Source organism: uncultured Oscillibacter sp. (genome assembly GCF_950073225.1).
In the GTDB taxonomy this organism is placed as follows: domain Bacteria; phylum Bacillota; class Clostridia; order Oscillospirales; family Oscillospiraceae; genus Oscillibacter.
Window position 1 is genome coordinate 1 of record NZ_CATMPS010000039.1, and the last position, 26,336, is coordinate 26,336.

Below are 26,336 nucleotides of genomic sequence, written 5' to 3' on the forward strand. Positions count from 1 at the left end.
CGATTAGTTTTCTGGGCTGATTTAATTTCTAGATATTGTTCTGCACTGAATTTATACTTCATTTTATCACCGTGTCTATTATATCACAGCATTTATTAAAATGCTATTTTTTATTGCAGCTTAGTATAAGTCCTGCCTGAGTGAATAGGAGGTGGGGAAAAATCTAAATTTTGAGGCCCTTGGATTTTCACTATCCAAGGGCCTCTGAGGTCTTGAAATCTCTCAGTTTTTTCACCAAAAATCTTTTTTGACCTCTTTTTCTGGTGCCGGTGGTGGGACTCGAACCCACACGCCATCGCTGGCGGCGGATTTTGAATCCGCTACGTCTACCAATTCCATCACACCGGCGGCTATGGTTTAGTATACTAGCTCTTTCCCAAAAATTCAAGAGAAACTTTTCGCTATCTTCAAAAATATCCGCCGCTGGATGTCAAGAGGAATTTTCATACTTCCGAAAAAAGAGTGTAACACAGAATGACGCCAGGATACCCGGCAGCGGGCGGGAGAGTGTGTTACAGACCGCACGGCGGAGACGAGGAGAATAAGGAGTCCCGGCCTGAGAGGCCGGGACGGTCGCACAATAACAGTTGGCCGTCAAGGGCCGCAAAAATTTTTCCAGGTTCTGAAGAGCCTGGAAAATTTTTGCTTTCCGCTCCTCAGAGCTTGAAGGTTTCTTCGGCTTTCTCTCCCGCTCCAACCCTTGACAGCCAACAGTGATTGTGCCCACGGTAGGCAACCGAAATCGCCGAGGCCGATTTCGGCAGGCTGACACGTTTTATTTTGGGGCCGGGTGGTTGCCCGGAGAGAGGAGCACAACATGGAGCGGAAAGAATTCACGGTCACTTATGAATTGGATGAGAGAATGGTCAACCGTCTTAACAGGCTTACAGAACGGTGGAGGGCAATGGGCCGGGAGATTACGCCGGAAGAGCTGTTCGGCTTCGCCATGACAATGGACGGGGACATGGGCATCAAGAACTATCTGGACGTCGTGGAGCGGTTTTTGAGAAGGCAGGAGGTGTAAAGCATGGCGAGTAAACCGAACATTCGGAGCATCCGCTTTTCGGACGAGCTGGCGGAGCTTATTGACCGGCAGGTGGGGAACAGCTTCACGGAGAAGTTCGAGAACCTTATCCAGTTTTTGATTTCCTTATCGACTGCTTCTCCCAATGCGTATACTTTTGTACAAAATCACCCGTTGCGTTTGGGAACAGCCGCAGAAGGAGGCGGAGCTGGAGCAGTTGGAAAAAAAGCTGAGACAATTAAGCCTGGCTTCATGCAGCGGCGTCTGATTGTGTTACAGTGTTGCCGCCCTTCTGGCAAGACATAAGGACTGAAAGTCTTGAATCAATGCCTCCTGATGGGCAGATATCCGCCCGGCAGAACTGGCGGCGATGCTGTAAATATCCATGATGCCCATGGTTTTCATCAAGATATAGAGGGACGGGCCTACCTGGTTTTCAATCCAGCCGCGGATACGCTCCACGCCGTGCTGGATAACCTCCCGGGAGACGAGCCGGACCTTGTCCAGCTCGTCCACGAAGTTCTGCCACCTGTCGCAGACGGTACAGCGGCTAATATTGCTGTCGTCCCGCTCAATGAAGCTGAATTTGTCGTTGATGACCTGCGCCGCCAGTTTGCCTACATTTTCGGAGTTCGTCATATCCTCCACAAAGGCATTTGCATTGGCGGAGCGCATGACCAGCTCCACACGTATCCAGTGACCCTCCACGCCCTGCTCCAGGGCCTTGTCGTAGATGCGGACCCGGAACTCAGAGGAAGGAGCGCCTATGTACACAGTAGCCCCGGCCTTGTTTACGCCGTCGATGGATTCATGGATATCCTTCCACCTCATACGGCTGTTGACGGCGTTGGCCCGGGTCTTGGCGATAATCTGCTCCATGTCCAGATAGCCCTCCCGATCATCGCACGCAATGTCGATGCGGGAGACGTTGGCAGTCTCGTCCGCCGCCAGAAGCCGGAATAAGGCCGGAAAAGCGACGCTTTGCGTGCCCTGCTTGTCCTTCGCTCCCAGCTTGGACATGGTTTCAAAGGCCCGGCAGCCGTTGCCGGACATACTGACGCATATGCCCATGTTCTGAAAATGCTTGTTTTCTCTCGGCTCATAGCACACGCAGATATCTGAGAACCGCAGAACCTTGTTATATCCCAATAGGCTATAGCCTGTATCCTGGAAGAGGGCCGGGTCCAGGCCCAGATACTCCCGGATGACCTCGCTCGGGTCATTCTTCTTCACAGAGAACGTCAGCCAGTCTATGAGTACTTCACACTTCATTGGTAGTCCACCCTTCTATTTGTCATGAGTACCCCCGTGATTACTTCCGGGGGTCCGGGAAGCCCTTCGGGCTCCCCGGATTCCCTGTAGTCTTCCATTTTCACAGCATCACGGCATATCATCACGACATTCCGGAGATTACCAAATTGGGCTGTCTCAGCCGTCCAGGGCGGCCTCGACTACTCGTCCCTTATCATCGAAGAACAGGCGGACCTTATCACCGGGGTTCATGCCCGCCCATACGTCCGGGCTGATGCACTTCTTTTTCTCCGCCTTGAAGCCGCTGGCCTCGTATTCGTCGGATACATAGTCGCTGACGGGGAAAATACGTACATGTTGTGATAGGGCCGCTTCTCACCGTTCTTGAGCTCGAACAGGCCGGAGGCCCAGCCAAGGAAAACATAGCCCTGGTATGCGGGATCAATCTTGACTTCCTTTTTCGCTTCTTTCACTTCGGTTTTCACTTCGTTACTCATATAGAGTGCTCCTTTCTGGGGTCATGCCCCTGAATATAAAAAATCAGTCGGACAGTATCCACTGTCCGACTGCATATTCATTTTAGACTCCGCCCAAAATATCCGCCCCCAGCCCCGCCGCCGCGGAGCCGCCGCCCTTTTTCGCCCGGAATTTCCCCACAGATTGCGACCGCTTTCCCGGCTTACCTGTCCTATAATATCCCTTGGAAAAAGGAGGCGGGGCGGCGTGACGGTCATTTATATCGACAGCGTGTTTGTTCTGAACGCTCTGATGGACTACCTGCTCCTCCTCTGCGCGGCCCGGCTGGCGGGGCTTCCCCTGCGGCGGGGGCGCTACGCACTGGCGGCCCTGGCCGGGGGCGCTTACGCGGCGGCGGTGTTTCTGCCGGGGCTGGGCTTTTTGGCCCAGACGCCGGTGAAACTGGCGGCGGGAGTGCTGCTGGGGCTCATCGCCTACGGCGGGGAGGAAAAGCTCTTGCGGCTTTTGCTGCTGTTCTTCGCCGTCTCCTGCGCCATGGCGGGCTGCGTGCTGGGCCTAGGGCTTCTGGCGGGGGGCGGGGTCCCGGCGGTGAACGGCGTGTTCTACACCAACGTGGACGCCAAAGCGCTGGCCGTCGCCGGGACGGCGGCTTACGCCGTCCTCTCCGTGGTCTTCCGGGCGGCGGCGGGCCACGGGGTGAGGGGAGAGCTGCTGCCGGTCCGGGTCTCCATCGCCGGGCGGACGGCGGAACTGACGGCCCTGTGGGATACGGGCAGCGGCCTCCGGTCCCCGGACGGGAGGGCGGTGCTGGTGACGGCTCCGGGAGCTTTGGACGCCGCCCTGCCTCCGGAGGCGGTCCGAATTTTCCGCCTCCGGGGGCTCGGGGCCCCGGAGGAACTGCTGGAGCCCCTGCGTTCCGCCGCCCCGTCCCTGCGGCCCAGGCTGATGCCATACCACGCGGTGGGGACGAAAGGGGGGCTGCTTCTGGCCATCCGAACGGACTGGACGGAAATCAACGGAATCCGGTATCCGGGGCTGACGGCGGCCCTGGCGCCCACAGCGCTGGGCACGGGCTACGCGGCGCTGTGGGGAGGCCCGGCGGGAAGGGGAGGACGATATGGAAATGTTTCAAGAATGCAGGCATCTGGCAAACCGGGTGTTGGGCTGGCTGCGGGAGCGGCTGCCGGTCCGGCTGAGACTGCGGGAGCCGGAGGAGATTCACTATATCGGGGGCAGCGACACCCTGCCTCCGCCGCTGACCCGGGAGCGGGAGGCGGAGCTGCTGGCCAACATGGACGAGGCGGCCCGGCAGGAGCTGATTGAACATAATCTCCGGCTGGTGGTGTACATTGCCCGGCGGTTCGAGAACACGGGCATCAACATCGAGGATCTGATTTCCATCGGGACCATCGGCCTTATCAAGGCGGTGGGGACCTACCGGACGGACAAGAACATCAAGCTGGCCACCTACGCCTCCCGGTGCATTGAAAATGAGATTTTAATGTATCTCCGCAAAAACGCCAACCGGAAGGGGGAGGTGTCCTTCGACGAGCCCCTGAACACGGACTGGGACGGCAACGAGCTGCTGCTTTCCGACGTGCTGGGCACCGACGAGGACGTGGTCATGCGGCCCATTGAGGAGGACGTGGACCGCTCCCTGCTGGCCCAGGCCATCAGCACGCTTTCTCCCCGGGAAAAAGAGATCATCACCCTCCGCTTCGGCCTGGGGGGCGGGAAGGAGCAGACCCAGAAGGAGGTGGCGGACCGGCTGGGCATCTCCCAGTCCTACATCTCCCGGCTGGAAAAGCGGATTATCAGCCGGTTGAAGAAGGAAATTCTGCGCCTGTCTTGACAAGGCGGGACGGGGTGTAGTATACTGGCCTCTATAAAAACGCAAGGAAGGGAAGCAGTACCCGGCCTGCCGAGGCCAAGAGAGGACGCGGATGGTGAGAGCGTCCCCAAGGCGGCGGGGGAAGTCGTCCCGGAGCGGCGCGGCTGAACGGAGAGTAGGCCGCGACGGAGGTCCCGCCGTTAGAGGGGAGACGAGTGTCCCGCGAGGGAAATTCAGGTGGTACCGCGGATTTGTATTCGCCCTGAGCCAGGTGGCTTGGGGCGGTTTTCTTTTTGGGAGGAGCTGAGATGGTATTCCGGGTGCGGGCGGTTCTGGTGGAGGAGGACCGGAAGGCGTGGCGGCTGGCTTCCGCTAAGCGGGAAAAATTGGCCCGCAGCGGCTATGGCCTATTCCTGGGACTATGGCTCGTAATGAAGCTCCTGGGAATGTTTTTGGCCGGTTGCGGCGCGGTAATCCTCTATGGGACCGGCGCGGAGGATCCCGGAGTGATTAAGGGCGTTTTGCAGGCGATCATAGCGCTGTACCTCATCGGCGGCGGCGGGTGGCTGCTTCTGACGCTTCCCCGCCCTCCAAAGCGGCCTGAAAAGCTGCCCGGCAGGGATTTCCCGCCCTCCGGCATGCCGGACACACCGGTCCGGGCTGTATTCTTTGGGGACGGGTGCTTTGTCCTTTGGGAGGGTCCCAGGGATGTCCGCCTGGGATATTCGTCCATCAGCGCCTATTGGGAGGACGAAGGACGGTTTTACCTCTTTTTTGAGGACCGTCTGCCCTTGGTTCTGCCGAAGCGGGGCTTAGCCGGGGGAACGGAGGAGGACTTCCGGGACTTCCTGGAGCGGGAATTTGGATGGCCTGTGGAAAGGATAAAATAGCGATGGAATTTCAGTTTGAGACAAGATACGATCAAAAGGGCTTGGCCGCTATGGCCCGAGCGCTGCGCAAGACGATCCATAAAAAGTGGAACCGGATAGGCCTCATATTAGGCTGGTGCGTCGTGGTACTGGCGGCTCTGCTGGTTGCTGCGGAGCGGCTGCTGGGCGAACCTTGGACCCTTCGGGACACCATGAACTGCGGCGTCGGCGTGTTTTTGATCGCAATAATGCTGACCAAGAATCAGATCAACGCCTTCTTCGCAAAAAGGAGGATGCTGCCCGGCACGTCGTCCGCAAAGAGCGTTTTTAGGGAGGGAGGCTATACCTTAATTACCGAGGTTGCATTGACGGAATTTCACTATGAGGCGGTTCAACAGGTATGCGAGACGGCGGACTACTTTGTCTTCCTGTTCAGCCAGCGGCATGGACAGATTTACGATAAAGCAACCCTGAGCGGCGGCACAGTCGAGGAGTTCCGAACCTTCATCACCGAAAAAACCGGAAAGCCGATAGCATATATTAAGTAAGAATACAAGTTCACAGAATAGGAGAAACCGACATGAAAAAAGAACTGCCGAAAGTGTACGAACCCCAGCAGGTGGAGGGCCGCATCTACGAGGCGTGGGAGAACGCCGGGTGCTTCAACGGCGACCCGGACCCCGCGAAAAAACCCTTCTCCATCGTCATGCCGCCCCCCAACGTCACGGGCCAGCTCCACATGGGCCACGCCCTGGACTGCACCCTCCAGGATATCCTTACCCGCTTCAAGCGGATGCAGGGCTATGCCGCCCTCTGGGTCCCCGGCGTGGACCACGCCGGCATCTCCACCCAGGTGAAGGTGGAGGAGGACCTGCGGGTCAACGAGGGCCTCAGCCGCTATGACCTGGGCCGGGAGAAGTTCCTCCAGCGGGTCTGGAAGTGGAAGGAAAAGTACGGCAACCGCATCGTCCAGCAGCAAAAGAAGATGGGCGTGTCCTGCGACTGGTCCCGGTCCCGCTTCACCATGGACGAGGGGCTTTCCAAGGCCGTCCGGGAGACCTTCTGCGAGCTCTATGACAAGGGCCTCATCTACAAGGGAAGCCGCATTATCAACTGGTGCCCCCACTGCGTCACCGCCCTCTCCGACGCGGAGGTGGAGTACCAGGACAAGCCCGGCCACCTCTGGCACATCCGCTATCCCCTCACCGACGGCTCCGGCGACCTGGTGGTAGCCACCACCCGGCCCGAGACCATGATGGGCGACACCGGCGTGGCCGTGAACCCGGAGGACGAGCGGTTCAAGCATCTGGTGGGCAAGACCTGCATCCTGCCCATTATGAACCGGGAGATCCCCATCGTGGCGGACGAGTACGTGGAGCTGGGCTTCGGCACCGGCGCGGTGAAGATGACCCCCGCCCACGACCCCAACGACTTCGAGGTGGGCCTCCGGCACAATCTGGAGATCATCCGCTGTATCGGAGACGACGGGAAAATCAACGAAAACGGCGGGCCCTACAACGGGATGGACCGCTATGAATGCCGGAAGGCCATTGTGAAGGATTTGGAGGAGCAGGGGTATCTGGTGAAGACCGAGCCCTACAGCCACAACGTGGGCACCTGCTACCGCTGCCACAACGACGTGGAGCCCCTGATCTCCGCCCAGTGGTTCGTGAAGATGGAGCCCCTGGCGAAGGAAGCCCTCCGGGTGGTCCGGGAGGGCGAGGTGAAGTTCGTCCCCGAACGGTTTAGCAAGACCTACACCAACTGGATGGAGAACGTCCACGACTGGTGCATCTCCCGCCAGCTCTGGTGGGGCCACCAGATTCCCGCCTGGTACTGCGACGACTGCGGGCACATCAACGTCAGCCGGGAGGACCCGACAAAGTGCGAACAGTGCGGCAGCGCGCGCCTGACCCGGGACCCCGACGTGCTGGACACCTGGTTCAGCTCCGCCCTGTGGCCCTTCTCCACCCTGGGCTGGCCGGAAAAGACCGAGGATTTGGACTTCTACTACCCCACCTCCGTCATGATTACCGGCTACGACATCATCTTCTTCTGGGTCTCCAGGATGATCTTCTCCGGCTGCGAGCAGATGAAGAAAATTCCCTTCCGCACCGTCCTCATCCACGGCCTGGTCCGGGACGACAAGGGCCGCAAGATGTCCAAGTCCCTGGGCAACGGCATCGACCCCCTGGAGGTGGCGGAAACCTACGGCGCGGACGCCCTGCGGTTCAACCTCATCACCGGAAATTCCCCCGGAAACGACATGCGCTTCTACACGGAAAAGTGCGAGGCCATGCGGAACTTCGCCAACAAGGTTTGGAACGCCAGCCGCTTCGTCATGATGAACCTGGGGGATTTGGAGGCCTATGACCTTCCGGCGGCGGAGGCTTTGGAGCGGGAGGACAAGTGGGTCCTCTCCAAGCTGAACACCCTGGTGAAGGAGGTCACGGAGAACCTGGACAGCTATGAGATCGGCGTGGCCTCCGCCAAGGTTTACGACTTCCTGTGGGACACCTACTGCGACTGGTATATCGAGCTGACGAAGACCCGGCTGAACGGGGAGGACGAGGCGGCGAAGTCTACCGCCCGGAACGTCCTTTGCTATGTGCTGACGGAGCTTTTGAAGCTGCTGCACCCCTTCATGCCCTTCATCACCGAGGAGATTTTCCAGGCCCTTCCCAAGCGGGCGGGCTCCGGGGACAAGTTCCTGATGACGTCCCGGTGGCCGGAGTACGGCGAGGCTTTGAACTTCCCCAAGGAGGAGGCCGCCATGGAGGCGGTTATGGACACCATCAAGGCCATCCGGGCCCGCCGGGCGGAGATGAACGTGCCCCCGTCCAAAAAGGCGGAGGTGCTGCTGGTCACCGCCGCGCCCGAGCCCTATGAGCAGGGCCTCCACTTCCTCCAGCGGCTGGCCTTTGCCTCCCAGGTGCGTTTCGCGGCGGAGGCCCCGGCGGATCTCACGGGACAGGTGAGCATCGTCACCCACAACGCCACGGCCTATCTGCCCCTCAGCGAGCTGGTGGATTTGGCGGCGGAGCGGGAGCGCATCGCCAAGGAGAAGGAAAAGGCGGAGAACGGCCTGCGGATTGTGGAGCAGAAGCTCTCCAACGAGAAATTTGTCTCCCGGGCTCCGGAAGCGGTGGTGAACGCCGAGAAGGAGAAGGCGGAGAAGTTCCGGGAGCTCATCGCCAAGCTGGAGGAGTCCGCCAAGGCGCTGGGCTGCTGAAGCGGCTGGGCCTTGTTTGAAAATTGGCGGAAAAAGATGCCCAAAGACGGCGCTTTGCCATTTTTCAAACAAGGCCTAAGGACGGATGAAAAAAGGACCCGAGACGTGCGTCTCGGGTCCTTTTCGCGTCATGTCCGCCAAACGATGCGCCGCCGCTGCCAGATGGAGGGGGCGAACAGCAGCAGCATGGGGAAAATCTCCAGTCTCCCCACCAGCATGTCGAAGGACAGCAGCAGCTTGGACCACCAGGAGAAGGCGGAGAAGTTCCCCATGGGCCCCACCACCTCCAGGCCCGGGCCGATGTTGTTGATGCAGGCCGTCAGGGCGGTGAAGGTGGTGACGATGTCGAAGCCGTCCAGGCTGAGCAGCAGGAAGGAAACCGTGAACACCAGGAGGTACACCGTGAGAAAGAGGTGGACGCTGCGGATGTGCTTGTCCGTCAGGGCCTTGCCCTCAAACCGGGTGGTGGTGACGGCGTTGGGGTGGAGCATCTTCCGCATGTCTCCCCAGGAGGTCTTGGCCAGAATCACAATCCGGGCCACCTTGATGCCGCCGCCGGTGGACCCGGCGCAGGCCCCGATGAACATCAGCACCACCAAGATTCCCTTGGAGAAGGTGGGCCAGAGGTTGAAGTCCGCCGTGGCGTAGCCGGTGGTGGTGATGATGGAGGCCACCTGGAAGAAGGAGTACCGGAGGCTCTGGCCGAAGGACTCGTACATGTGGAGAATGTCCGCGGCGATAGCCAGCACCGCCGCGCCCACAATGGCCGCGTAGGCCCACAGCTCCTCGGACCGGAACACGTCCCGGAAGCGGCGGACCAGAAGGAAGTAATAGAGGTTGAAGTTCACGCCGAAAAGCAGCATGAAAATCCCGATGACCACGTCAAAGTAGGTGCTGTCATAGGCCCCCACGCTGAGGTTTTTATTGCTGAAGCCGCCGGTGCCCGCGGAGCCGAAGGCGTGGATGCAGGAGTCGAAGAGGGGCATTCCCCCCAGGACCAGCAGGACGATTTCAATGAGGGTCATAACCAGGTAGATGCCGTAGAGAATCTTCGCCGTGTCGCTCATGCGGCTCACCAGCTTCCCCACCGACGGGCCCGGCATCTCCGCCCGGAGCAGGTGCATCCCGTGGCCGTCGGTCATGGGCAGCACCGCCATGACGAAGACCAGCACGCCCATGCCGCCAATCCAGTGGGTGAAGCTGCGCCAGAACAGCACGCTCTGGCTCAGGGGTTCCACCGCCGTGAGGATGGTGGCCCCGGTGGTGGTGAAGCCGGAGACGGTTTCAAAAAAGGCGTCGATGCAATGGGGGATATACCCGGAAATCACAAAGGGCAGGGCCCCGAAAGCGCTCATCAGCACCCAGGCCAGGGCCACCACGGCAAAGCCGTCCCGGGCGTAGAGGGAGGTCTGCTTGGGCTTTTTGCGGAAGGGGAGGCCCGCGATCAAAAGAAGCAGGATGGGCCCCAGGAAGGGCAGGGCCGGTTCCCCATAGAGCAGCGCCACCAGGGCGGGCAGAAGCAGCAGCGCCGCCTCCGTCCATAAAATCCGCCCGATGACGAAGCCAATCATTTGATAATTCAAAAGACGCTTCCCCCTTTACTCCCGGCAGATGTCGTGGATGTCCTGAAGGGACGTGTCCGTGGTAACCACGATCACGTCGTCCCCCAGACTGAGGCAGTCGTTGCCGGAGGGGATGACAATCTTCCCGTTCCGCTGGACGATGCCCGCCAGCAGCAGGCCGTTGCGGAGCTTCAGGTTTTTCAGGGGCACGCCGATGAAGGGCACGTCCGGCCCCACGCCGAACTCCAGGGCCTCCACCGCCCCGTCCACCAGCCGGTGGAGGGTCTTGATTTTGGCGCCCTCGGCGCTCTCCATGGCCCGGACGTACTGGACGATGAGCTCCGTGGTGGTGGACCGGGCGGAGATCACGCTGTCGATCATGCTCTCGTTGCTTACCAGGTCCACCAGGGATTTCCGGTTGATTTTCGCCACCACCTTGCAGTGGTTCCCCGACTCCTTGGAAGCGCACATGGACATTAAAATGTTGGCCTCGTCAATGCCGGTGATGGCCACAAAGGCGTCCGTCTGGCCGATGCCCTCCTCGTGGAGCAGGTCCGTGTCCGTGCCGTCCCCCACAATGACCAGGGCCTTGGGGAGCTGCTCGCCCATCTGGATGCAGCGCTGCTCGTCCCGGTCGATGATTTTCACGGACATGCCCATGTTCAAAAGCTCGCTGGTGAGGTAGTAGCAGATCTTGCTGGCCCCCACGATCATGACGGTGGACGCCTTGGAGCGGAAGACCCCCAGGTGCCGGAAGAACTGGGCCAGCTGGTCCGGGGAGGAGGTGAGGTAGATTTTATCCCCCGCCCGGAGGACGAAGTCGCCGGAGGGGATGATGGTCCCGCCCTTCCGGGCCACGGCGCAGATCAGCACCCGGACCCGGATGTTCCGGTACAGGTCCGCCAGGGCCAGGCCGTCCAGGGCGGAGTCGGCGGGGAGGCGGTATTCCACCAGCTCCAGCCGCCCCTTGGAAAAGGTCTCCACCTTCATGGCGGCGGGGAAGCGGAGCACCCGGGCAATCTCCCGGGCGGCGGCCCGCTCGGGGTTGATGGCCATGGAGAGGCCCAGCTCGTCCCGCATGAAGCGGAGCTGCTTTTCATACTCGGGGTTGCGGATGCGGGCGATGGTGTGCTTGGCCCCCAGCTTCCTGGCCACCAGGCAGGAGAGGATGTTCAGCTCGTCGCTGGAGGTGGTGGCGATCAAGAGCTCCGCCTTTTCCACCTCCGCCTCTTTCTGCACGCCGTAAACCGCGCCGTTGCCGCAGACTCCCATAACGTCATAGATGTTGATGATGTTGTCGATGAGCTGGGGGTCCTGGTCCACCACGGTGACGTTGTGCCCGTCGGCAGAGAGCTGCTGGGTCAGGGCGGAGCCCACCTTCCCAGCGCCCACGATGATGATTTTCATGTACGCCTCCTAAAAGACAGGCCGGGGCAAAGACCCCGGATATGGTACTGGACAACATTCTGATTATATAAGATTTTCACAAAAAAGGGAAGAGCCGATCCGTGAAAATTTTCCTTGACAACCGGGAGCCTCCTGTGTAAAATAAGTTCAATTATTTTAATTAAAAATTTTTAGTTAAAATAATTGATATTTCGACAAACAAGGAGAATCTCAAATGGAATTCGAGAAAGTACGTGATATCATCGTGGAAACCCTGGGCTGCGAGGCGGAGCAGGTGACGCTGGAGGCCTCCCTGTCCGACGATCTGGGGGCGGATTCCCTGGCGGCGGTGGAGCTGGTCATGGCCCTGGAGGAGGCCAGCGGAATCACCATCGACGACGCCGATGTGGAGACCCTGAAAACCGTGGGCGACATTGTGAAGTACCTGGAGGCCCACAAGGCCTGAACCGCGTTGCCGAAACCTACATTTCCGTGAAGCGCCGCCCCGTTGACGACAGCGGGGCGGCGGGCTTGGAAAGGAACGAGTATGACCAACCAGGAAATTTATGACTTAATGGCCCGCTTTGACACCAGCGGCTTGCAGAAGCTGAAGCTGTCACAGGGGGATTTTAAAATAGAACTGGAAAAGGCGGCCCCCGCTCCGGCGGCCGCTTCCGCCATGGTTCCCATACCCGCCGCCCCCGCGGCGGCTCCGGCGGCGGAGGAGGCCCCCGCCGTCACCGCGCCGCTGGTGGGCACCTTCTACGCCGCTCCCGCCCCGGAGCAGCCCCCCTTTGCCATGCCGGGGGACAAGGTGAAGAAGGGGCAGACCGTCTGCCTCATCGAGGCCATGAAAACCATGATCGAGGTTCCCGCCCCCTGCGACTGCGTCATCGAAGAGGTGCTGAAGGCCAACGGGGAGCTGGCGGCTTTCGGCGAGGCGCTGATGCGCTACCGGCCATGCTGAAGCGGGTCCTTATCGCCAACCGGGGGGAGATTGCCCTCCGGGTCCTCCGGGCCTGCCGGGAGCTGGAGATCGAGACGGTGGCCGCCTATTCCGAGGCGGACGCGGAGGCCCTCCATGTTCAGCTGGCCACGGAGTCCGTCTGCATCGGCCCCGCCCGGGCGGCGGACAGCTATTTGAATCAGGACGCCCTGCTGACGGCGGCCCTGGCCACCGGCTGCGACGGCATACACCCGGGCTACGGCTTTCTCTCCGAGAACGCGGACTTCTCCGACGCCTGCGCCAAAGCGGGGCTGACCTTCATCGGCCCCTCCGGGGAGGCGATCCGAAAGGCGGGCTCCAAGTCCGCCGCCCGGGATTTGATGAAGGCGGCGGGGGTCCCTGTGACTCCCGGCTCCGACGGCCCCGTCTCCTCGGTGGAGGAGGCCCTGGCGGCGGCGGAGGCCGTGGGCTGGCCGGTGCTGCTGAAAGCCTCCGCCGGAGGCGGGGGAAGGGGCATCCGCCGCTGTGACGGCCCGGACGAGCTCCCCGCCGCCTGCGCCGAGGCCAAGGCGGAGGCCGCGGCCTGCTTTGGAAACGACGAGATGTACCTGGAGAAGCTGGTGCTGAACCCCCGGCATGTGGAGGTGCAGATTCTGGCGGACCGCCAGGGGCATACCATCCACCTGGGGGACCGGGACTGCTCCGTCCAGCGGCGGAACCAGAAGCTGATGGAGGAGGCCCCCGCCCCCGGCCTCAGCCCCGCCCTGCGAAGGGCCATGGGAGAAGCCGCCGTCCGGGCGGCGGAGGCCGTGGGCTATGAGGGGGCCGGGACGGTGGAATTCCTGGTGGACGGGGAGAATTTCTACTTTATGGAGATGAACACCCGCATCCAGGTGGAGCACGGGGTCACGGAGCTGGTCACCGGGGTGGATCTGGTGCGCCAGCAGCTTCGGATTGCCTCCGGCCTGCCTCTGGATATGGGGCAGGAGGACGTATCGATCCGGGGCTGCGCCATGGAGTGCCGGGTCAACGCCGAGGACCCCCACGGGGACTTCCGCCCCTGCCCCGGCAAGGTGGAGTTCCTCCACTTCCCCGGCGGCGCGGGGGTCCGGGTGGACTCCTGCCTCTATAACGGCTGCACCATGTCCCCCTATTACGATTCCCTGGCCGCCAAGGTCCTGGCCCACGGGGCCACCCGGCTGGAGACCATCCGCAAGCTCCGCCGCTGCCTGGAGGAGTTTACTCTGGAGGGTTTTCCCACCAACGCGGAGTTATCTTATGAGATTTTATTCCATCCTGTATTCGTCCGGGGCCGGTGTACCACGGGCTTTTTGGACGCGCACCTGGCGGAGCTGCTGGACTTCAGCCGCCGGGTGGAGGAGAAGGAGGCGGAGGCATGAGCAGCATCTTTGCCAAGCGCCGGGCCCGGCTTTTGGCCATGAAGGCCATCCGGGACAGCTACGTCCCCGGGGACCAGCTGGTGGCCTGCCCCAAGTGCGGCGGAGAGAGCCAGCGGAAGGACGTGGCGGGGAATCTCTCCGTCTGCCCCCTCTGCGGCTATCACTTCCCCATCGGGGCCTATTACCGGCTCAGTACCATTCTGGACCCCGGCAGCTTCCGGGAGCTGAACGAAAAGCTCCCCGCCGCCGATCCCCTGTCCTTCCCCGGCTACCGGGAGAAGCAGCGCCTGGCCCAGCGGAAAACCGGCCTCACGGAGGCCGCCGTCACCGCCACCGGAACCATCGGCGGACGGAAGTGCGTGGCGGGCGTGCTGGACAGCCGCTTTTTCATGGGCAGTATGAGCGCCGCCGTGGGGGAGAAGATCACCCTGGCCATTGAGTACGCGGCGAAAAACAAGCTGCCCTTGATCCTCTTCTCCGCCAGCGGCGGGGCCCGGATGCAGGAGGGCATTTTGTCTCTGATGCAGATGGCGAAAACCTCCGCCGCCCTGGCCCGGTTTTCGGAGAAGGGGCTGCTTTACATCTCCGTCCTGACGGACCCCACCACCGGCGGCGTCACCGCCAGCTTCGCCTCCCTGGGCGACATCATCCTGGCGGAGCCGGGGGCCTTAATCGGCTTTGCCGGGCCCCGGGTGATTCAGCAGACCATCGGCGAGACGTTGCCGGAGGGCTTCCAGCGGGCGGAATACCAGGAGGAGCACGGCTTTGTGGACGCGGTGGTCCCCCGGGGAGAGCTCCGGGAGACCCTGAGCCGCCTTCTGCGGCTCCACGAGAAAGGAGGCCGCCCATGAGCAGGCTTACCGCCGCGGAGCGGGTTGCCGCGGCCCGGCACCCCCAGCGGCCCAATATTACGGATACCATCGGCGCCCTCTTCACCGATTTTTTCGAGCAGAAGGGGGACCGCCTCTGCCGGGAGGACCCGGCCATTTTAGGGGGAATCGCCCTGTACCACGGGCGGCCCGTCACCGTCATCGGCACCCGGAAGGGGAAAACGGCGGAGGAGAGCATCCGCTGCAACTTCGGCATGCCGGGGCCCGAGGGCTACCGGAAGGCCCTGCGCCTCATGCGGCAGGCGGAGAAGTTCCGCCGCCCGGTGCTCACCTTTATCGACACCTCCGGGGCCTATCCCGGCCTGGAGGCGGAGGCCCGGGGACAGGGGGAGGCCATCGCCCGGAATTTGATGGAGATGAGCCGCCTCACGGTGCCGGTCATCGCCGTGATCACCGGCGAGGGCAACAGCGGCGGGGCCCTGGCCCTGGGTGTGGCCGACCGGGTGCTGATGCTGGAGAACGCGGTTTACGCCATTCTCTCCCCGGAGGGCTTCGCCTCCATCCTCTGGAAGGACGCGGCGCGGCACGCGGAGGCCTGTGACCTGATGAAGCTCACCGCCCCGGACCTGCTGGCCCTGGGGATTGTGGACGACGTGGTCCCGGAGCCGGAGGGCGGGGCCCACCTGGCCCCGGAGCTTGTGTTCCAGGAGCTGGACCGCGCCTTAAGCCGCCACCTGGCGGCGCTTTTAAAGGAGAGCGGTGGAAGCCTGGCGGAAAAGCGTTATCAAAAATTCAGGAAAATGGGCGTGCCCCCGAAGGAGGAGTCATGAACGGAATCAAAATTCGGGGGACCGGCCGGGGGGTGCCCGGAAAGCTGGTGAGCAACCAGGACCTGGAGAAGCTTGTGGAGACAAACGACGAGTGGATTTCCAGCCGTACCGGCATCAAAACCCGGCACCACTGCGCCGGGGAGGAGACCTTTTCCGCCATCACCGCCCAGGCGGCCCGCCGGGCCCTGGCGGACGCGGGAGTCTCGCCGGAGGAAATCGGGGCCTGCATCGTGGCCACGGTGACCCCGGAGACCATGGTCCCCTCCGCCGCCTGTACGCTCCAGCGGGAGCTGGGGCTTCCGGAGGATATTCTTTGCTTCGATTTGGGGGCGGCTTGCAGCGGCTTTTTGTTCGCCCTCCATACCATGGAGTGTTTGCTGAACGCCTCCCCCCGGAAATTCGGACTGGTGGTGGGGGCGGAAAATCTGAGCCGCTGCATCGACTGGTCCGACCGGGGGACGTGCATCCTCTTCGGGGACGGAGCCGGGGCCGCCGTGGTGGAGTGCCGGGAGGGCTGGCCCTCCATCTCCTCCATCATGGGCTGTCACGGCAGCGGCGAGCTGCTCCGCCTCCCCGGCCCGGGGGCGGGGGAGCCCGGCCTCATCTCCATGGAGGGCACCCGGGTCTTCAAGTTCGCCGTGGAGGCGGTGCCCTGGTGCGTGGACCAGGTGCTGAAAAAGACGGGACGGACCGTGGAGGACGTGGACTTCTTCGTCTTCCACCAGGCCAACGCCCGGATCATCGACCTGGTGGTGCGGAAATACCGCATTCCGCCGGAGAAGTATTATAAAAACATCGCCGAATACGGCAACACCTCCGCCGCCAGCATTCCCCTGGTCCTCAGCGAGCTCCGGGAGCAGGGAAAAATCGGCCCCGGCAGCCGGATTCTGGCCGTGGGCTTCGGCGGCGGCCTGACCTGGGGAGGATGCCTGATTGAGTTCGCGTGAGGGGAGAGACATACTGTGAAAAAATTAAACGAAATCCTGGGGACCGAGTTCCCCATTATCCAGGGCGGCATGGCCAACGTGGCCACCGGCGAGTTTGCCGCCGCCTGCTCCAACGCCGGGGCCCTGGGCATGATTGCCACCGGGGCCTGGGATGCGGACCGGGTGCGGAGCGAGATCCGCCGGGCCCGGGAGCTGACCGATAAGCCCTTTGGCGTGAACCTGATGCTGATGAACCCATGCGCCGCCGGCATCGCCCAGGTGATTCTGGACGAGGGCGTGCAGGTTGTCACCACCGGCGCGGGAAACCCCGGCCAGTTCATCCCCGCCTGGAAGGAAGCCGGAATCAAGGTTATCCCCGTGGTGGCGGCGGCGGTGCTGGCAAAGCGGCTCAGCCGCTACGGCGTGGACGCCTTCGTGGCCGAGGGCATGGAGTCCGGGGGCCATGTGGGGGAGATGACCACCATGGCCCTGGTGCCCCAGGTCATCGACGCGGTGGACGTGCCCGTCATCGCCGCCGGCGGCATCGCCGACGGACGGCAGATGGCGGCGGCCCTGGCCCTGGGGGCCGCTGGCGTCCAGGTGGGCACCTGCCTGCTGGCAAGCCCGGAGTGCCCCATTCATGAAAACTACAAGCAGGCGGTCCTGAAGGCCAAGGACAGCGACACCACCGTCACGGGCCGCTCCATCGGCGGGCCGGTGCGGGTGCTGAAAAACAAGATGGCCCGGGAGTACCTGGCCCTGGAGAAGCGGAACGCCACGCTGGAAGAGCTGGAAACCGTTACCATCGGCGGCCTTCGCCGGGCGGTGCTGGAGGGCGACGTGGAGCGCGGCAGCGTCATGATGGGCCAGGTGGCCGGAATGGTCCACGAAATCCGGCCCCTGCGGCAGATTTTTGAGGAGCTGTACAACGGCGGAAAGGCCGTTCTGGAACAGGTGCACCAGGAATGGCGGTGACGATCCGGGGAAAGGCCCTGGAGCTCCCCATTGTCCAGGGGGGCATGGGCATCGGCGTCAGCCTGGAGCGGCTGGCGGGAGCCGTGGCCGCGCTGGGGGGCATGGGCACCCTGTCCGCCGCCTTCTGCGGCTTCCGGGAAGTGGATTTTTCGACGAATCCCCGGGAGGCCAACCTCCGGGCCCTGGTCCGGCAGATTGGCAGGGCGAAGGAGATTGCCAAGGGCGCGGGATTGGTGGCGGTGAACGTCATGGTAGCCGCCGCCCAGTACGCCGACAGCGTGCGCGCCGCCCTCCGGGCGGGGGTGGACGCGGTGGTCTGCGGCGCGGGACTTCCCAAGGATCTGCCGGGCCTGGCGGCGGAGGTGGGAAACGAGGACGCGGCCCTGGCCCCAGTGGTCAGCGGGGGCCGCTCCGCCGCCTTGATCTGCAAGCTGTGGGACCGGCGCTATGGCCGGGTCCCGGACTTTGTGGTTGTGGAGGGCCCCCTGGCCGGGGGGCACCTGGGCTTTTCCCCCGAGGAGGCCCGGGAGGCTCAGGCGGGACGGCCCCGCCCCCTGTCCGCCCTGCTGGCGGAGGTGCTGGAGTCCCTGGCCCCCTTCCGGGAGAAGTACGGGCGGGATATCCCGGTCTTTGTGGCCGGGGGCGTGAAGAGCGGGGCGGAGCTGCGCCGCTACATGGACCAGGGCGCGGCGGGAGTCCAGTTTGCCACCCGCTTCATCGCCACGGAGGAGTGCGACGCCAGCTCCGGTTATAAACAGGCTCTGCTGGACGCGGAGGCGGAGGACGTCACCATTGTCCAGAGCCCCGTGGGCATGCCGGGCCGGGCCCTGAGAAGCCCGCTGATCCGGCGGGTGGAGGCGGGAACGCAGCCGAAAATCACCCGCTGCGACCGCTGCCTTGCCGCCTGTGACTGCAAGACCGCCCCCTACTGCATTTCCAAGGCGCTGATTGCCGCCGTGGAGGGGGACTGGGAAAACGGTCTCTTCTTCTGCGGGGCCAACGCCGGGGAGGTCAACACGCTTTCCACGGTCAAAGAGCAGATGGACCAGATTTTAAACGAATGGAGGACCGCGCCATGAAGCTCGGTTTCTTATACGCCGGACAGGGCAGCCAGCACCCCGGCATGGGGGCGGATTTGTACAAGGCCTATCCCGCCTTCCGGCAGGTGCTGGACGCCGCCCAGGCGGAGGTGGATTTTGACCTGAGGAGGACCTCGTTTGAGGACCCGGAGGGCGTCCTGAACCAGACCCGCTATACCCAGCCCTGCATGGTGGCCTTCGCCGCCGGGCTGACGGCGGTGCTGCGGGAGAAGGGGATCGTCCCCGCCGTGGCGGCGGGCCTCTCTTTGGGGGAGTACTCCGCCCTTCACGCCGCCGGAGTGTTTGACGCAAAGACGGCGGTCCGCCTGGCGGCCTTCCGGGGGAAGGCCATGGAGGAGGCCGCAAAAGGCCATGACAGCGCCATGACGGCCGTTTTGGGCCTGGACCGGGAGCCGCTGCAAAAGGCCTGTGAGGCGGCGGCGGACCTGGGGACCGTGGTCATTGCCAACTACAACTGCCCCGGCCAGCTGGTCATTGGCGGGGACAAGGCGGCGGTGGAGAAGGCCGCGTCCCTGGCGAGGGAACAGGGCGCGAAGCGCTGTCTCCCCCTGAAGGTCAGCGGCCCCTTCCATACGCCTTTGATGAAGCCCGCCGGGGAGGCGCTGGAGAGGTATTTCCAGAACGTGCCCTTTGAAGCGCCCGGAATTCCCGTCCTCTACAACTGCCTGGGCCGGGAGAAGGGGGCGGAGGATTCCATTCCCGCCCTGCTGGTCCGTCAGGTCCAGAGCAGCGTTTTTATGGAGGACACCATCCGCCGCATGGCGGAGCTGGGCCTGGATGCCCTGGTGGAAATCGGGCCGGGGAAGGCCCTCAGCGGCTTTGTGAAGAAAACCGTTCCCGGCCTTCCGGTTTACGCCGTGGAGAGCCCGGCGGACGTGGAGGCCCTGGAAGGGCTGGTAAAGGAGAACGGATGATGGAGTTTGAGGGAAAGACCGCCGTCGTCACCGGCGGAAGCCGGGGCATCGGCCGGGCCGTCTGCCTGGAGCTGGCGGCGGGAGGGGCCAATGTGGTCCTCTGCTACGCCGGGAACGAGGCGGCGGCCCAGGAGACCGTCCAAGCCGTGGAGGCCCTGGGGGCCAAGGCCCTGGCGGTCCGGTGCGACGTGTCCGGCGCCGCCCAGGTGGACGCGCTGGTAAAGTCCGCGGTTGAGGCGTTTGGAAGAATCGACATTCTGGTGAACAACGCCGGGGTTACCCGGGACAATCTGATTATGCGCATGAGCGAGGAGGACTTCGACGCGGTTATCGCCGCCAATTTGAAGGGGGCCTTCCTCTGCATGAAGGCCGTTTCCAGGCTGATGCTGAAACAGCGCTATGGCCGCATCGTGAATTTGAGCTCCGTGGTGGCCCTCCGGGGCAACGCCGGGCAGGTGAACTACGCCGCCAGCAAGGCGGGGATCGTCGGCATGACGAAGTCCCTGGCCAAGGAGCTGGCTTCCCGGGGGGTGACGGTCAACGCCGTGGCCCCGGGCTTCATCGAGACGGACATGACCGCGGCCCTGTCCGAGTCCGCCCGTTCCGCCGCCCAGGGGAGCATCCCCATGGGCCGCCTGGGCGCGCCGGAGGACGTGGCCCGGGCCGTCGGGTTCCTGGCCGGCGATAACGCCGCCTACATCACCGGCCAGGTGCTGGCCGTGGACGGCGGCATGTCAATGTAATGGGAGGTTTGACTATGGAACGACGAAGAGTCGTGATTACCGGCCTGGGGGCCGTCACGCCCCTGGGTCTCACCGTGCCGGAGAGCTGGCGGGCCGTCCGGGAGGGCGTTTGCGGCGTGGGGCCCATCACCGCCTATGATCCCGCCGGGATGAAGGTGCAGCTTGCCGCCGAGGTCAAGGGCTTCGACCCCGGCGCCCTCTTCGGAAAGCCCGAGGCCAAGCGGATGGGCCGCTTTACCCAGTTCGCCCTGGCCGCCGCCCGGGAGGCTTTGGTGGACAGCGGCTTCCGGGTGGAAAACGCCGACGCGAAACGCTGCGGCGTCTCTGTCTCCAGCGGCATCGGCGGCATCGCCATCACGGAGGAGGAGCATGACCGGGGCCTGGCCAAGGGCTGGGACCGGGTGTCCCCCTTCTTCATCCCCACCGGCATCTGCAACATGGCCGCCGGGCGGGTGGCCATCGACGCGGGCTTCCGGGGGATGTGCACCTGCCCCGTCACCGCCTGCGCGGGCGGGACCAACGCCGTGGGCGACGCCTTCCGCTATATCCGGGACGGCTATGCCGAGGCAATGCTCTGCGGCGGCAGCGAGGCGGCTTTGACGCCCCTGGCCGTGGGGGGCTTCACCTCCATGAAGGCCCTGTCCCAGTCAACGGACCCCAGCCGGGCCTCCATCCCCTTTGACGCGGAGCGCAGCGGCTTCGTCATGGGAGAGGGCGCGGGCGTGCTTTTGCTGGAGGAGCTGGACCACGCCCTGGCCCGGGGGGCGAAAATCTACGCGGAAATCGCCGGGTATGGGGCCACCTGCGACGCCTATCACATGACCGCCCCCCGGCCCGACGGCAGCGGCGGCGCGGAGGCCATGGCCTTGGCCCTGGCCGACGGCGGCGTGAGGCCGGAGGAAGTGGACTACATCAACGCCCACGGGACCTCCACCCACTTAAACGACGCGGGGGAGACCGCCGCCATCAAAACGGTGTTCGGAGACCGCGCCCGCAAGCTGGCGGTCAGCTCCACCAAGTCCATGACCGGCCATATGCTGGGGGCGGCGGGGGCCGTGGAGGCCATCTTCACCGCCCTGGCGCTGAAGGACGGGTTTCTCCCGGCCACGATTAACTACCAGGTTCCGGACCCGGCGTGTGACTTGGACGTTGTGCCCAATCAGGGCCGGGAGGCGGATATCCGCTGCGCCCTGTCCAACTCCCTGGGCTTCGGCGGGCACAACGGCTGCCTGTTATTTAAAAAGTGGGAGGCGTGAGCGATGGCCATGCAGTATGATTCCAACCAGATTGCCGCGATCCTGCCCCACCGCTACCCCTTTGCGCTGGTGGATAAAATCGTGGACGGCGAGCCGGGCCAGTGGGCCAAGGGCGTAAAGTGCGTCACGGTCAACGAGCCCTTCTTCCAGGGCCACTTTCCTCAAAAACATGTGATGCCCGGCGTGCTCCTCATCGAGGCCCTGGCCCAGGTGGGGGGCGTGGCGGTGCTGGCCCTGCCGGAGAACCGGGGGAAGCTGGCCTTCCTGGGCCGGGTGAAGGACGCCCGGTTCAAGCGCCAGGTGGTCCCCGGGGACGTGGTGGAGCTGGAGTGCCGCCTGACCCGGCAGAAGGGCCCCATTGGCGTGGGGGAGTGCACCGCCAGGGTGGACGGCGAGACGGCCGTGACGGCGGAGCTGACCTTTGCTATCGGGTAAAAAAGCGTCCGTTGCGTTTTTCCGGCGGCCCGGTTATAATAGGGGAGGAAAAACTGCCGCGGAAGGAGGAAGGGCCATGCTGGAGCAGGCGTTCAACAGCGTGTATTCGAAATTCAAGCTGCACTTTTATCAGGAGATTTTCCGGCGCTTTCAGGACCGGGAGGCCAGCCTGACCACCGTGGAGACCTTTTGCATGGAGTCCATCCAGGCCTTGGGCCGTCCCACCGTGAATGAGTTTGCCGGTTTTATGCGCATCTCCCCGCCCAACGCGGCCTATAAGGTCAACAGCCTGGTGAAAAAAGGGTACGTCCGCAAGGTCCAGTCCGCCAGCGACCGGCGGGAGTATCACCTGGAGGTCACCCAGAAGTACCTGGATTACTACAATGTGTCCCGGAACTATATCGAGATGGTGATGGACCGGGTGGCCGCCCGCTTCACCTCGGAAGAATGCGGGAAGCTGGAGGAGATGCTCCGGATCGTCGACCGGGAGTTAATGCCGGAGGTGGGCCTCCCGCCGGAGCGGGAGGAGGAGGCGTAAAAACAGGCGGCAGGTCTTTGACCTGCCGCCTGTTTTGGGAAAAGAGGAGCTTACTTGCGGTTTTCCTTCTGGTTCTGGCGCTGCTCCTTCTGGTTGTTCTGCTGATTCTGCTCGCGCTCGTTCTGGTTGTTCCGGTTCTCCATTGAGAACACCTCCTTTCGCCTCCGAAGGGCGTCTTGAAATCGCCTGGCCGCTCCGGTAGGACGCCGGTTTGAAGACACCCTCCAGTGAGTTCAGAGGTTATTCTTGCCGCCGGATTTGAAAAATATTCAAAAAGGAGAAAAATCTTTGTTGACAAACCGGCGGGGGGCTGATATACTGATTTGGCAAAACAAAGAAGGCTGACTGCATCCGCCTCACCTCCAGCGTACTTGCGAAGAGGTCAAGAACGATTTTTCCGAGCTGCCGTCCCCGGCGGTTCGTTGTCGCGCGGGTGCCTTGCGGTGTCCGCGTTTTGTGATTTTTAGGATGGAGGTGCTTTGACCATTAGTAAGCAAGTGCATGAACTGAACGAGAGTATCGGCGACAAGGAGATCCGTCTGATCGGCTCCGCGGGCGAGCAGCTTGGCATTATGGCCCCCATGCAGGCCCTGCGCATCGCCGAGGAACAGAATCTGGACTTGGTCAAGATTTCGCCCCAGGCCAAACCCCCGGTCTGCAAGCTGATGAACTATGGGAAGTTCCGCTTTGAGCAGAGCAAGCGGGAGAAAGAGGCCCGGAAGAACCAGCATGTGGTGGAGATCAAGGAGATTCGGATGTCTCCGGGCATTGACATCGGGGATTTCAACACGAAGCTCCGGAATGCCCAGAAGTTCATTGCCGACGGCAACCGGGTCAAGGTCTCTGTCCGTTTCCGCGGCCGCGAGATGGCGCACACCGATATCGGACGGGACCTGCTGACCCGCTTTGCCGAGCAGTGCGTTGAGATTGCCAATTTGGACCGGCCCGCGAAGCTGGAGGGGCGGATGATGTCCATCTTCCTCTCCCCCAAGGCCGGCAAGTAAACACTTTGTAAGTTCAAAAACACGGAAGGAGTCAATCGTCATGCCGAAACTGAAGACCCACAGCGGCGCAAAAAAGAGATTCAACCTCACCAAGACCGGCAAGGTCAAACGCGCCAAAGCCTTTAAAAGCCACATTCTGACCAAAAAGGACACCAAGCGGACCCGCCGCCTCCGCAGCGGCGGCTATGCCGACGCCACCAACGTGGACGCCATCCGCAAGATGATCCCCTACAAGTAAGAAAAGGAGGCTTTTGAAACATGGCTAGAGTCAAAGGCGCGATGATGACGCGCAAGAGAAGAAATAAGATCATGAAGCTGGCGAAGGGCTACTGGGGCTCCAAGTCCAAGCACTTCCGGGTGGCCAACCAGGCCGTCATGAAGTCCCTGAGCTACGCCTACACCGGCCGCAAGCTGAAGAAGCGTGATTTCCGCTCCCTGTGGATCACCCGCATTTCCGCCGCCTGCAAGCTCAACGGGATGAACTACTCCACCTTTATGCACGGCCTGAAAACCGCCGGTGTGGAGATCAACCGGAAGATGCTGGCCGAGCTGGCCGTCAGCGACGCCGCCGCTTTCACCCAGCTCACCGAGATCGCCAAGAAGGCGTAACCGGATTTTTGAGAGACAATAAAAGGACTTCGGAAGGGATTCCGAAGTCCTTTTTTGCGCAGATGATTCCGGCGGCGCGGCATTTTTTACGTCCCGGCCCGGCAGAAGTAGGGCCCGCAGGCCTCCTCATGGGTGTGGACATAGGTCCAGGTGAAATCCTTGTCCACCAGGTAGACGTCGTGGAGGTCCTCAAAAAAGTTCGCCGCCAAGGGCAGCTCCACCGGCTTCACGTAGGGAAGGCCGTTCCACTTTCCCTCATAAAAGAGATAGGCCTTCCCAGCGGGCAGGGCCGCCAGGGCGTCCCGGGCGCCGCCGCCCTCCAGACAGGGAACCAGCTTCCAGGAGAAGATGTGCCAGAGGTAATTTCCCTCCGCCAGCACATACTTTCCCAGGTCCGCTTCCGAAACGTCCCCGGCGAAGGCGTCCAGCCACTGGTTTTTCACCGCCCGGAAGGTGGTGGGGAAGGGTGCGTCCCACTCCGTCATGGTGCCCACACAGCGGTTGATAGGCTGGCCCAGTCCATAAAACTTGGCCTCATAGTCCGTCATGACCCCCACGGGGCCGTTCTCATGGAGGTTCCGGGTGACCTCCGACAGAGCAAAGCCGAACTGGGGAAGCTCCTCCACGGAGAACTCGAAGAGGGGCTGGTTGTCCGTTTTGAAATGAATCTGCCCGCCCATTTTCAGCACCTGGCGGTAGAGCTTCAAAAAGTTCCCGTGGGTCAGCCGCCGCTTGGCGTGGCGGCCGCTGGGCCAGGGGTCGCAGAAATTGATGTAAATGCGGTCCACCTCGCCGGGGGCGAAGAAATAGGGGAGCTGGTCCGCGTTGGCGCTGATAAACCAGACGTTGGAAAGGCCCGCGCTGACGCAGCGCTCCATGGCCACCACCATGGCGTCGGGCACCATCTCCACCGCCAGGAACAGCACGTCCGGCTGGGCGGCGGCGGTGCCGGCGGTGAAGCGGCCCTTGCCGCAGCCCAGCTCCAGGTGGACCTCCCGGGCCTGGGGCATCAGATCCCGCCAATGGCCGGGGCGGTCGTAGGGGTCCCGGATGAGCCGGTCCGCGCAGCGCTCCATCCGGGGAATCAGGTTTTTCTTTTTCCGCATTCGCATAGGGCGGCGTCCTCCTGTGTTGATAAGCCGGGGCTTAGGCCTTGTTTGGAAATTGGCGGAATGCCGGATTGGGGCAGATTTTTTTGCCAGGCAAGGCGATTTGACGCGGGAATCCTGACGGATTTCAAGTCAAATCAACGCAGTCCTGGCGGAAAAAGATGCCCAAAGACGGCGTTTTGCCATGTTTCAAACAAGGCCTAAACAGCGCCCTCGGCTTTTAAAATGCCGTGTACTTTGGCTTCGTCTTTGCGGTAATAGTGGGCGGACTTGACCAGCAGCGTCAAACGCCCTCGAGGCATTCCCGTCTTTTCGGAAACAGTTTGCAGGATAGTCTCAAGCATCACGAGGTTGATGTAGGCCTTGCGTCCGAAATCCAAGGCGCGGCAGTAAACCGTGAGATTGAGGTTTCCGGCCTCCTCCTGAAAGTCCAGCAGGCTGACGCAGGGGATGCAGCCCTCGTCGGTCAAAGGCTCGAAGGTGGTAATGGTGGCGGACCGCGTGTGGGGATTTTCGTTCAGGCGGTGGATTACCCATTGCAGCTGGTCCTTTTGGTCCATGTAGGAGAATAGGCGAGAGGCATAGGAAGCTTCATTGTGGAGCTCCTTGACGTGCTCCTGAACCGTGAAATTTCGGACCATCCAGTCGTATTCCTCTTGGACCTTGTGCCGCTCTATGATGGCGTCTGGGAGAGCCGCATCTGAGACGGCAAGGATTAATCCAAAGACCTCTTTTGCGTTGGCATGCTCTCCGGCGTTGTCCGTATAGGCCACGGCGGCTCCCTGCTGGTAAATGGTGCGCAGTACCGCGACCCAGGCTTCGCCAAGACTCGAAGACAAACCTAAATCGTGCATGTATGCGATTTTCTTATTTTTTTAATTCATTCCCACTCGACAAATCCTATTATATGGGACTGTATTTTCTATGTTTTCACGGATAAATTATTCGCAAATTTGTTAATGTTTCACCTGTTATTTTTGGCCGCTCAATTTCTTAGTATCAAAATAGTATCACAAAAGGCGGAGAAATGCAACCACATTCCCCGCCTTTTCCAAATCACTTCTCATTTTTCTTTAATACTATTCCTTG

At 62.2% G+C, this 26,336-nt stretch carries 29 protein-coding genes, 1 tRNA gene and 1 other annotated feature; of the genes, 23 read left to right on the plus strand and 7 right to left on the minus strand.

Going from position 1 to position 26,336, the window contains the following annotated elements; translation table 11 throughout:
• Window positions 1-261: 261 nt before the first annotated feature.
• Window positions 262-348 (minus strand) — tRNA-Leu (locus Q1M04_RS13955).
• A 469-nt stretch (window positions 349-817) separates the two neighbouring features.
• Here Q1M04_RS13955 and Q1M04_RS13960 point away from each other — a divergent pair.
• Together Q1M04_RS13960 and Q1M04_RS13965 are read left to right on the plus strand one after the other, a co-directional pair.
• Window positions 818-1,024: a hypothetical protein gene (locus Q1M04_RS13960; protein ID WP_297998953.1), complete on the plus strand. Its 207-nt coding sequence runs from the start codon at window positions 818-820 to the stop codon at window positions 1,022-1,024.
• Window positions 1,025-1,027: 3 nt separating this feature from the next.
• Window positions 1,028-1,330, plus strand: a complete 303-nt coding sequence (locus tag Q1M04_RS13965) for a hypothetical protein (protein ID WP_297998955.1) — start codon at window positions 1,028-1,030, stop codon at window positions 1,328-1,330.
• Here the strand turns inward: Q1M04_RS13965 and Q1M04_RS13970 are convergent.
• Window positions 1,298-2,296, minus strand: a complete 999-nt coding sequence (locus tag Q1M04_RS13970) for a replication initiation factor domain-containing protein (RefSeq protein ID WP_297998957.1) — start codon at window positions 2,294-2,296, stop codon at window positions 1,298-1,300. The genes Q1M04_RS13965 and Q1M04_RS13970 overlap by 33 nt on opposite strands.
• A 227-nt stretch (window positions 2,297-2,523) precedes the next feature.
• Window positions 2,524-2,772: a hypothetical protein gene (locus tag Q1M04_RS13975; RefSeq protein WP_297998960.1), complete on the minus strand. Its 249-nt coding sequence runs from the start codon at window positions 2,770-2,772 to the stop codon at window positions 2,524-2,526.
• A 226-nt stretch (window positions 2,773-2,998) separates the two neighbouring features.
• Here Q1M04_RS13975 and Q1M04_RS13980 point away from each other — a divergent pair, with 226 nt between their 5' ends.
• The 5 genes from Q1M04_RS13980 (at window position 2,999) to Q1M04_RS14000 (ending at window position 8,684) form a co-directional block, all read left to right on the plus strand.
• Window positions 2,999-4,075 carry a sigma-E processing peptidase SpoIIGA gene (locus Q1M04_RS13980; RefSeq protein WP_297998962.1) on the plus strand — a complete coding sequence of 359 codons (1,077 nt, stop codon included), beginning with the start codon at window positions 2,999-3,001 and terminating at the stop codon, window positions 4,073-4,075.
• Window positions 3,969-4,604: an RNA polymerase sporulation sigma factor SigE gene (sigE, locus tag Q1M04_RS13985; protein WP_243413973.1), complete on the plus strand. Its 636-nt coding sequence runs from the start codon at window positions 3,969-3,971 to the stop codon at window positions 4,602-4,604. Before Q1M04_RS13980 ends, sigE begins: the two co-directional genes overlap by 107 nt.
• Before the next feature lie 35 nt (window positions 4,605-4,639).
• Window positions 4,640-4,851, plus strand: a binding site (T-box leader).
• Between the two features lie 40 nt (window positions 4,852-4,891).
• Window positions 4,892-5,473 carry a YcxB family protein gene (locus Q1M04_RS13990; RefSeq protein ID WP_297998964.1) on the plus strand — a complete coding sequence of 194 codons (582 nt, stop codon included), beginning with the start codon at window positions 4,892-4,894 and terminating at the stop codon, window positions 5,471-5,473.
• A 2-nt stretch (window positions 5,474-5,475) separates the two neighbouring features.
• On the plus strand, window positions 5,476-6,000 hold the full coding sequence (locus Q1M04_RS13995; RefSeq protein WP_297998966.1) for a YcxB family protein: 525 nt from the start codon (window positions 5,476-5,478) through the stop codon (window positions 5,998-6,000).
• 32 nt (window positions 6,001-6,032) lie between these two features.
• A complete protein-coding gene (locus tag Q1M04_RS14000; protein WP_297998968.1) occupies window positions 6,033-8,684 on the plus strand; it encodes a valine--tRNA ligase in 2,652 nt (883 codons plus the stop codon).
• Window positions 8,685-8,812: 128 nt separating this feature from the next.
• On the opposite strand, the gene Q1M04_RS14005 is transcribed toward Q1M04_RS14000, so the two are convergent.
• Together Q1M04_RS14005 and trkA are read right to left on the minus strand one after the other, a co-directional pair.
• Entirely contained in the window at window positions 8,813-10,267 is a 1,455-nt protein-coding gene (locus tag Q1M04_RS14005) for a TrkH family potassium uptake protein (protein WP_297998969.1), read from the minus strand.
• Window positions 10,268-10,282: 15 nt separating this feature from the next.
• Window positions 10,283-11,653 carry a Trk system potassium transporter TrkA gene (gene trkA, locus Q1M04_RS14010; protein ID WP_297998971.1) on the minus strand — a complete coding sequence of 457 codons (1,371 nt, stop codon included), beginning with the start codon at window positions 11,651-11,653 and terminating at the stop codon, window positions 10,283-10,285.
• Window positions 11,654-11,867: 214 nt separating this feature from the next.
• Between trkA and acpP the strand changes: the two genes are divergently transcribed.
• The 16 genes from acpP to rplT all read left to right on the plus strand — a co-directional run bounded on the left by acpP (window position 11,868) and on the right by rplT (window position 24,138).
• Entirely contained in the window at window positions 11,868-12,098 is a 231-nt protein-coding gene (gene acpP / locus Q1M04_RS14015) for an acyl carrier protein (protein ID WP_204790486.1), read from the plus strand.
• 81 nt (window positions 12,099-12,179) lie between these two features.
• The gene (locus Q1M04_RS14020) at window positions 12,180-12,599 is read left to right on the plus strand and encodes an acetyl-CoA carboxylase biotin carboxyl carrier protein subunit (RefSeq protein WP_295758650.1); all 420 of its coding nucleotides are present in this window, start codon (window positions 12,180-12,182) and stop codon (window positions 12,597-12,599) included.
• A complete protein-coding gene (gene accC / locus Q1M04_RS14025; RefSeq protein WP_297998972.1) occupies window positions 12,593-13,978 on the plus strand; it encodes an acetyl-CoA carboxylase biotin carboxylase subunit in 1,386 nt (461 codons plus the stop codon). The genes Q1M04_RS14020 and accC overlap by 7 nt, the downstream gene beginning before the upstream one ends.
• Window positions 13,975-14,829: an acetyl-CoA carboxylase, carboxyltransferase subunit beta gene (gene accD / locus Q1M04_RS14030; RefSeq protein ID WP_204790354.1), complete on the plus strand. Its 855-nt coding sequence runs from the start codon at window positions 13,975-13,977 to the stop codon at window positions 14,827-14,829. Before accC ends, accD begins: the two co-directional genes overlap by 4 nt.
• Entirely contained in the window at window positions 14,826-15,638 is an 813-nt protein-coding gene (locus tag Q1M04_RS14035) for an acetyl-CoA carboxylase carboxyltransferase subunit alpha (RefSeq protein ID WP_293280811.1), read from the plus strand. Before accD ends, Q1M04_RS14035 begins: the two co-directional genes overlap by 4 nt.
• Complete coding sequence (locus tag Q1M04_RS14040) at window positions 15,635-16,585, plus strand: 3-oxoacyl-ACP synthase III family protein (protein ID WP_297998975.1); 951 nt, start codon at window positions 15,635-15,637, stop codon at window positions 16,583-16,585. The genes Q1M04_RS14035 and Q1M04_RS14040 overlap by 4 nt, the downstream gene beginning before the upstream one ends.
• A 15-nt stretch (window positions 16,586-16,600) precedes the next feature.
• Window positions 16,601-17,539 carry a nitronate monooxygenase gene (locus Q1M04_RS14045; protein ID WP_295758657.1) on the plus strand — a complete coding sequence of 313 codons (939 nt, stop codon included), beginning with the start codon at window positions 16,601-16,603 and terminating at the stop codon, window positions 17,537-17,539.
• Window positions 17,530-18,618, plus strand: coding sequence for a nitronate monooxygenase family protein (locus Q1M04_RS14050; RefSeq protein ID WP_297998978.1), 1,089 nt, complete (start codon window positions 17,530-17,532; stop codon window positions 18,616-18,618). Before Q1M04_RS14045 ends, Q1M04_RS14050 begins: the two co-directional genes overlap by 10 nt.
• Window positions 18,615-19,553, plus strand: coding sequence for an ACP S-malonyltransferase (gene fabD, locus Q1M04_RS14055; RefSeq protein ID WP_297998980.1), 939 nt, complete (start codon window positions 18,615-18,617; stop codon window positions 19,551-19,553). The genes Q1M04_RS14050 and fabD overlap by 4 nt, the downstream gene beginning before the upstream one ends.
• Complete coding sequence (fabG, locus tag Q1M04_RS14060; protein WP_297998996.1) at window positions 19,553-20,296, plus strand: 3-oxoacyl-[acyl-carrier-protein] reductase; 744 nt, start codon at window positions 19,553-19,555, stop codon at window positions 20,294-20,296. Before fabD ends, fabG begins: the two co-directional genes overlap by 1 nt.
• Before the next feature lie 14 nt (window positions 20,297-20,310).
• Window positions 20,311-21,552: a beta-ketoacyl-ACP synthase II gene (fabF, locus tag Q1M04_RS14065; protein WP_297998981.1), complete on the plus strand. Its 1,242-nt coding sequence runs from the start codon at window positions 20,311-20,313 to the stop codon at window positions 21,550-21,552.
• Window positions 21,553-21,561: 9 nt separating this feature from the next.
• On the plus strand, window positions 21,562-21,987 hold the full coding sequence (gene fabZ, locus Q1M04_RS14070; RefSeq protein ID WP_204790356.1) for a 3-hydroxyacyl-ACP dehydratase FabZ: 426 nt from the start codon (window positions 21,562-21,564) through the stop codon (window positions 21,985-21,987).
• A gap of 76 nt (window positions 21,988-22,063) precedes the next feature.
• Entirely contained in the window at window positions 22,064-22,525 is a 462-nt protein-coding gene (locus Q1M04_RS14075) for a MarR family winged helix-turn-helix transcriptional regulator (protein ID WP_295758665.1), read from the plus strand.
• Window positions 22,526-23,004: 479 nt separating this feature from the next.
• Window positions 23,005-23,529: a translation initiation factor IF-3 gene (infC, locus tag Q1M04_RS14080; protein ID WP_293280802.1), complete on the plus strand. Its 525-nt coding sequence runs from the start codon at window positions 23,005-23,007 to the stop codon at window positions 23,527-23,529.
• Between the two features lie 40 nt (window positions 23,530-23,569).
• Window positions 23,570-23,767 (plus strand): 50S ribosomal protein L35, encoded by a 198-nt coding sequence (gene rpmI / locus Q1M04_RS14085; RefSeq protein ID WP_295736239.1) that lies wholly within the window; start codon window positions 23,570-23,572, stop codon window positions 23,765-23,767.
• Between the two features lie 20 nt (window positions 23,768-23,787).
• Window positions 23,788-24,138: a 50S ribosomal protein L20 gene (rplT, locus tag Q1M04_RS14090; RefSeq protein WP_295736237.1), complete on the plus strand. Its 351-nt coding sequence runs from the start codon at window positions 23,788-23,790 to the stop codon at window positions 24,136-24,138.
• An 86-nt stretch (window positions 24,139-24,224) separates the two neighbouring features.
• Here the strand turns inward: rplT and trmB are convergent, their stop codons facing one another.
• Complete coding sequence (trmB, locus tag Q1M04_RS14095) at window positions 24,225-25,250, minus strand: tRNA (guanosine(46)-N7)-methyltransferase TrmB (protein WP_297294700.1); 1,026 nt, start codon at window positions 25,248-25,250, stop codon at window positions 24,225-24,227.
• A 197-nt stretch (window positions 25,251-25,447) separates the two neighbouring features.
• Entirely contained in the window at window positions 25,448-26,101 is a 654-nt protein-coding gene (locus Q1M04_RS14100; RefSeq protein ID WP_300346678.1) for a thymidylate synthase, read from the minus strand.
• Between the last annotated feature and the right edge of the window lie 235 nt (window positions 26,102-26,336).

Coding starts and splice junctions, on each gene's coding strand:
- Q1M04_RS13960 (WP_297998953.1), top strand. CDS start 818: ATGGAGCGGAAAGAATTCACGGTCACTTATGAATTGGATGAGAGAATG.
- Q1M04_RS13965 (WP_297998955.1), top strand. CDS start 1,028: ATGGCGAGTAAACCGAACATTCGGAGCATCCGCTTTTCGGACGAGCTG.
- Q1M04_RS13970 (WP_297998957.1), bottom strand. CDS start 2,296: ATGAAGTGTGAAGTACTCATAGACTGGCTGACGTTCTCTGTGAAGAAG.
- Q1M04_RS13975 (WP_297998960.1), bottom strand. CDS start 2,772: ATGAGTAACGAAGTGAAAACCGAAGTGAAAGAAGCGAAAAAGGAAGTC.
- Q1M04_RS13990 (WP_297998964.1), top strand. CDS start 4,892: ATGGTATTCCGGGTGCGGGCGGTTCTGGTGGAGGAGGACCGGAAGGCG.
- Q1M04_RS13995 (WP_297998966.1), top strand. CDS start 5,476: ATGGAATTTCAGTTTGAGACAAGATACGATCAAAAGGGCTTGGCCGCT.
- Q1M04_RS14000 (WP_297998968.1), top strand. CDS start 6,033: ATGAAAAAAGAACTGCCGAAAGTGTACGAACCCCAGCAGGTGGAGGGC.
- trkA (WP_297998971.1), bottom strand. CDS start 11,653: ATGAAAATCATCATCGTGGGCGCTGGGAAGGTGGGCTCCGCCCTGACC.
- acpP (WP_204790486.1), top strand. CDS start 11,868: ATGGAATTCGAGAAAGTACGTGATATCATCGTGGAAACCCTGGGCTGC.
- Q1M04_RS14020 (WP_295758650.1), top strand. CDS start 12,180: ATGACCAACCAGGAAATTTATGACTTAATGGCCCGCTTTGACACCAGC.
- accC (WP_297998972.1), top strand. CDS start 12,593: ATGCTGAAGCGGGTCCTTATCGCCAACCGGGGGGAGATTGCCCTCCGG.
- accD (WP_204790354.1), top strand. CDS start 13,975: ATGAGCAGCATCTTTGCCAAGCGCCGGGCCCGGCTTTTGGCCATGAAG.
- Q1M04_RS14035 (WP_293280811.1), top strand. CDS start 14,826: ATGAGCAGGCTTACCGCCGCGGAGCGGGTTGCCGCGGCCCGGCACCCC.
- Q1M04_RS14040 (WP_297998975.1), top strand. CDS start 15,635: ATGAACGGAATCAAAATTCGGGGGACCGGCCGGGGGGTGCCCGGAAAG.
- Q1M04_RS14050 (WP_297998978.1), top strand. CDS start 17,530: ATGGCGGTGACGATCCGGGGAAAGGCCCTGGAGCTCCCCATTGTCCAG.
- fabD (WP_297998980.1), top strand. CDS start 18,615: ATGAAGCTCGGTTTCTTATACGCCGGACAGGGCAGCCAGCACCCCGGC.
- fabG (WP_297998996.1), top strand. CDS start 19,553: ATGGAGTTTGAGGGAAAGACCGCCGTCGTCACCGGCGGAAGCCGGGGC.
- fabF (WP_297998981.1), top strand. CDS start 20,311: ATGGAACGACGAAGAGTCGTGATTACCGGCCTGGGGGCCGTCACGCCC.
- fabZ (WP_204790356.1), top strand. CDS start 21,562: ATGCAGTATGATTCCAACCAGATTGCCGCGATCCTGCCCCACCGCTAC.
- Q1M04_RS14075 (WP_295758665.1), top strand. CDS start 22,064: ATGCTGGAGCAGGCGTTCAACAGCGTGTATTCGAAATTCAAGCTGCAC.
- rpmI (WP_295736239.1), top strand. CDS start 23,570: ATGCCGAAACTGAAGACCCACAGCGGCGCAAAAAAGAGATTCAACCTC.
- rplT (WP_295736237.1), top strand. CDS start 23,788: ATGGCTAGAGTCAAAGGCGCGATGATGACGCGCAAGAGAAGAAATAAG.
- trmB (WP_297294700.1), bottom strand. CDS start 25,250: ATGCGAATGCGGAAAAAGAAAAACCTGATTCCCCGGATGGAGCGCTGC.
- Q1M04_RS14100 (WP_300346678.1), bottom strand. CDS start 26,101: ATGCACGATTTAGGTTTGTCTTCGAGTCTTGGCGAAGCCTGGGTCGCG.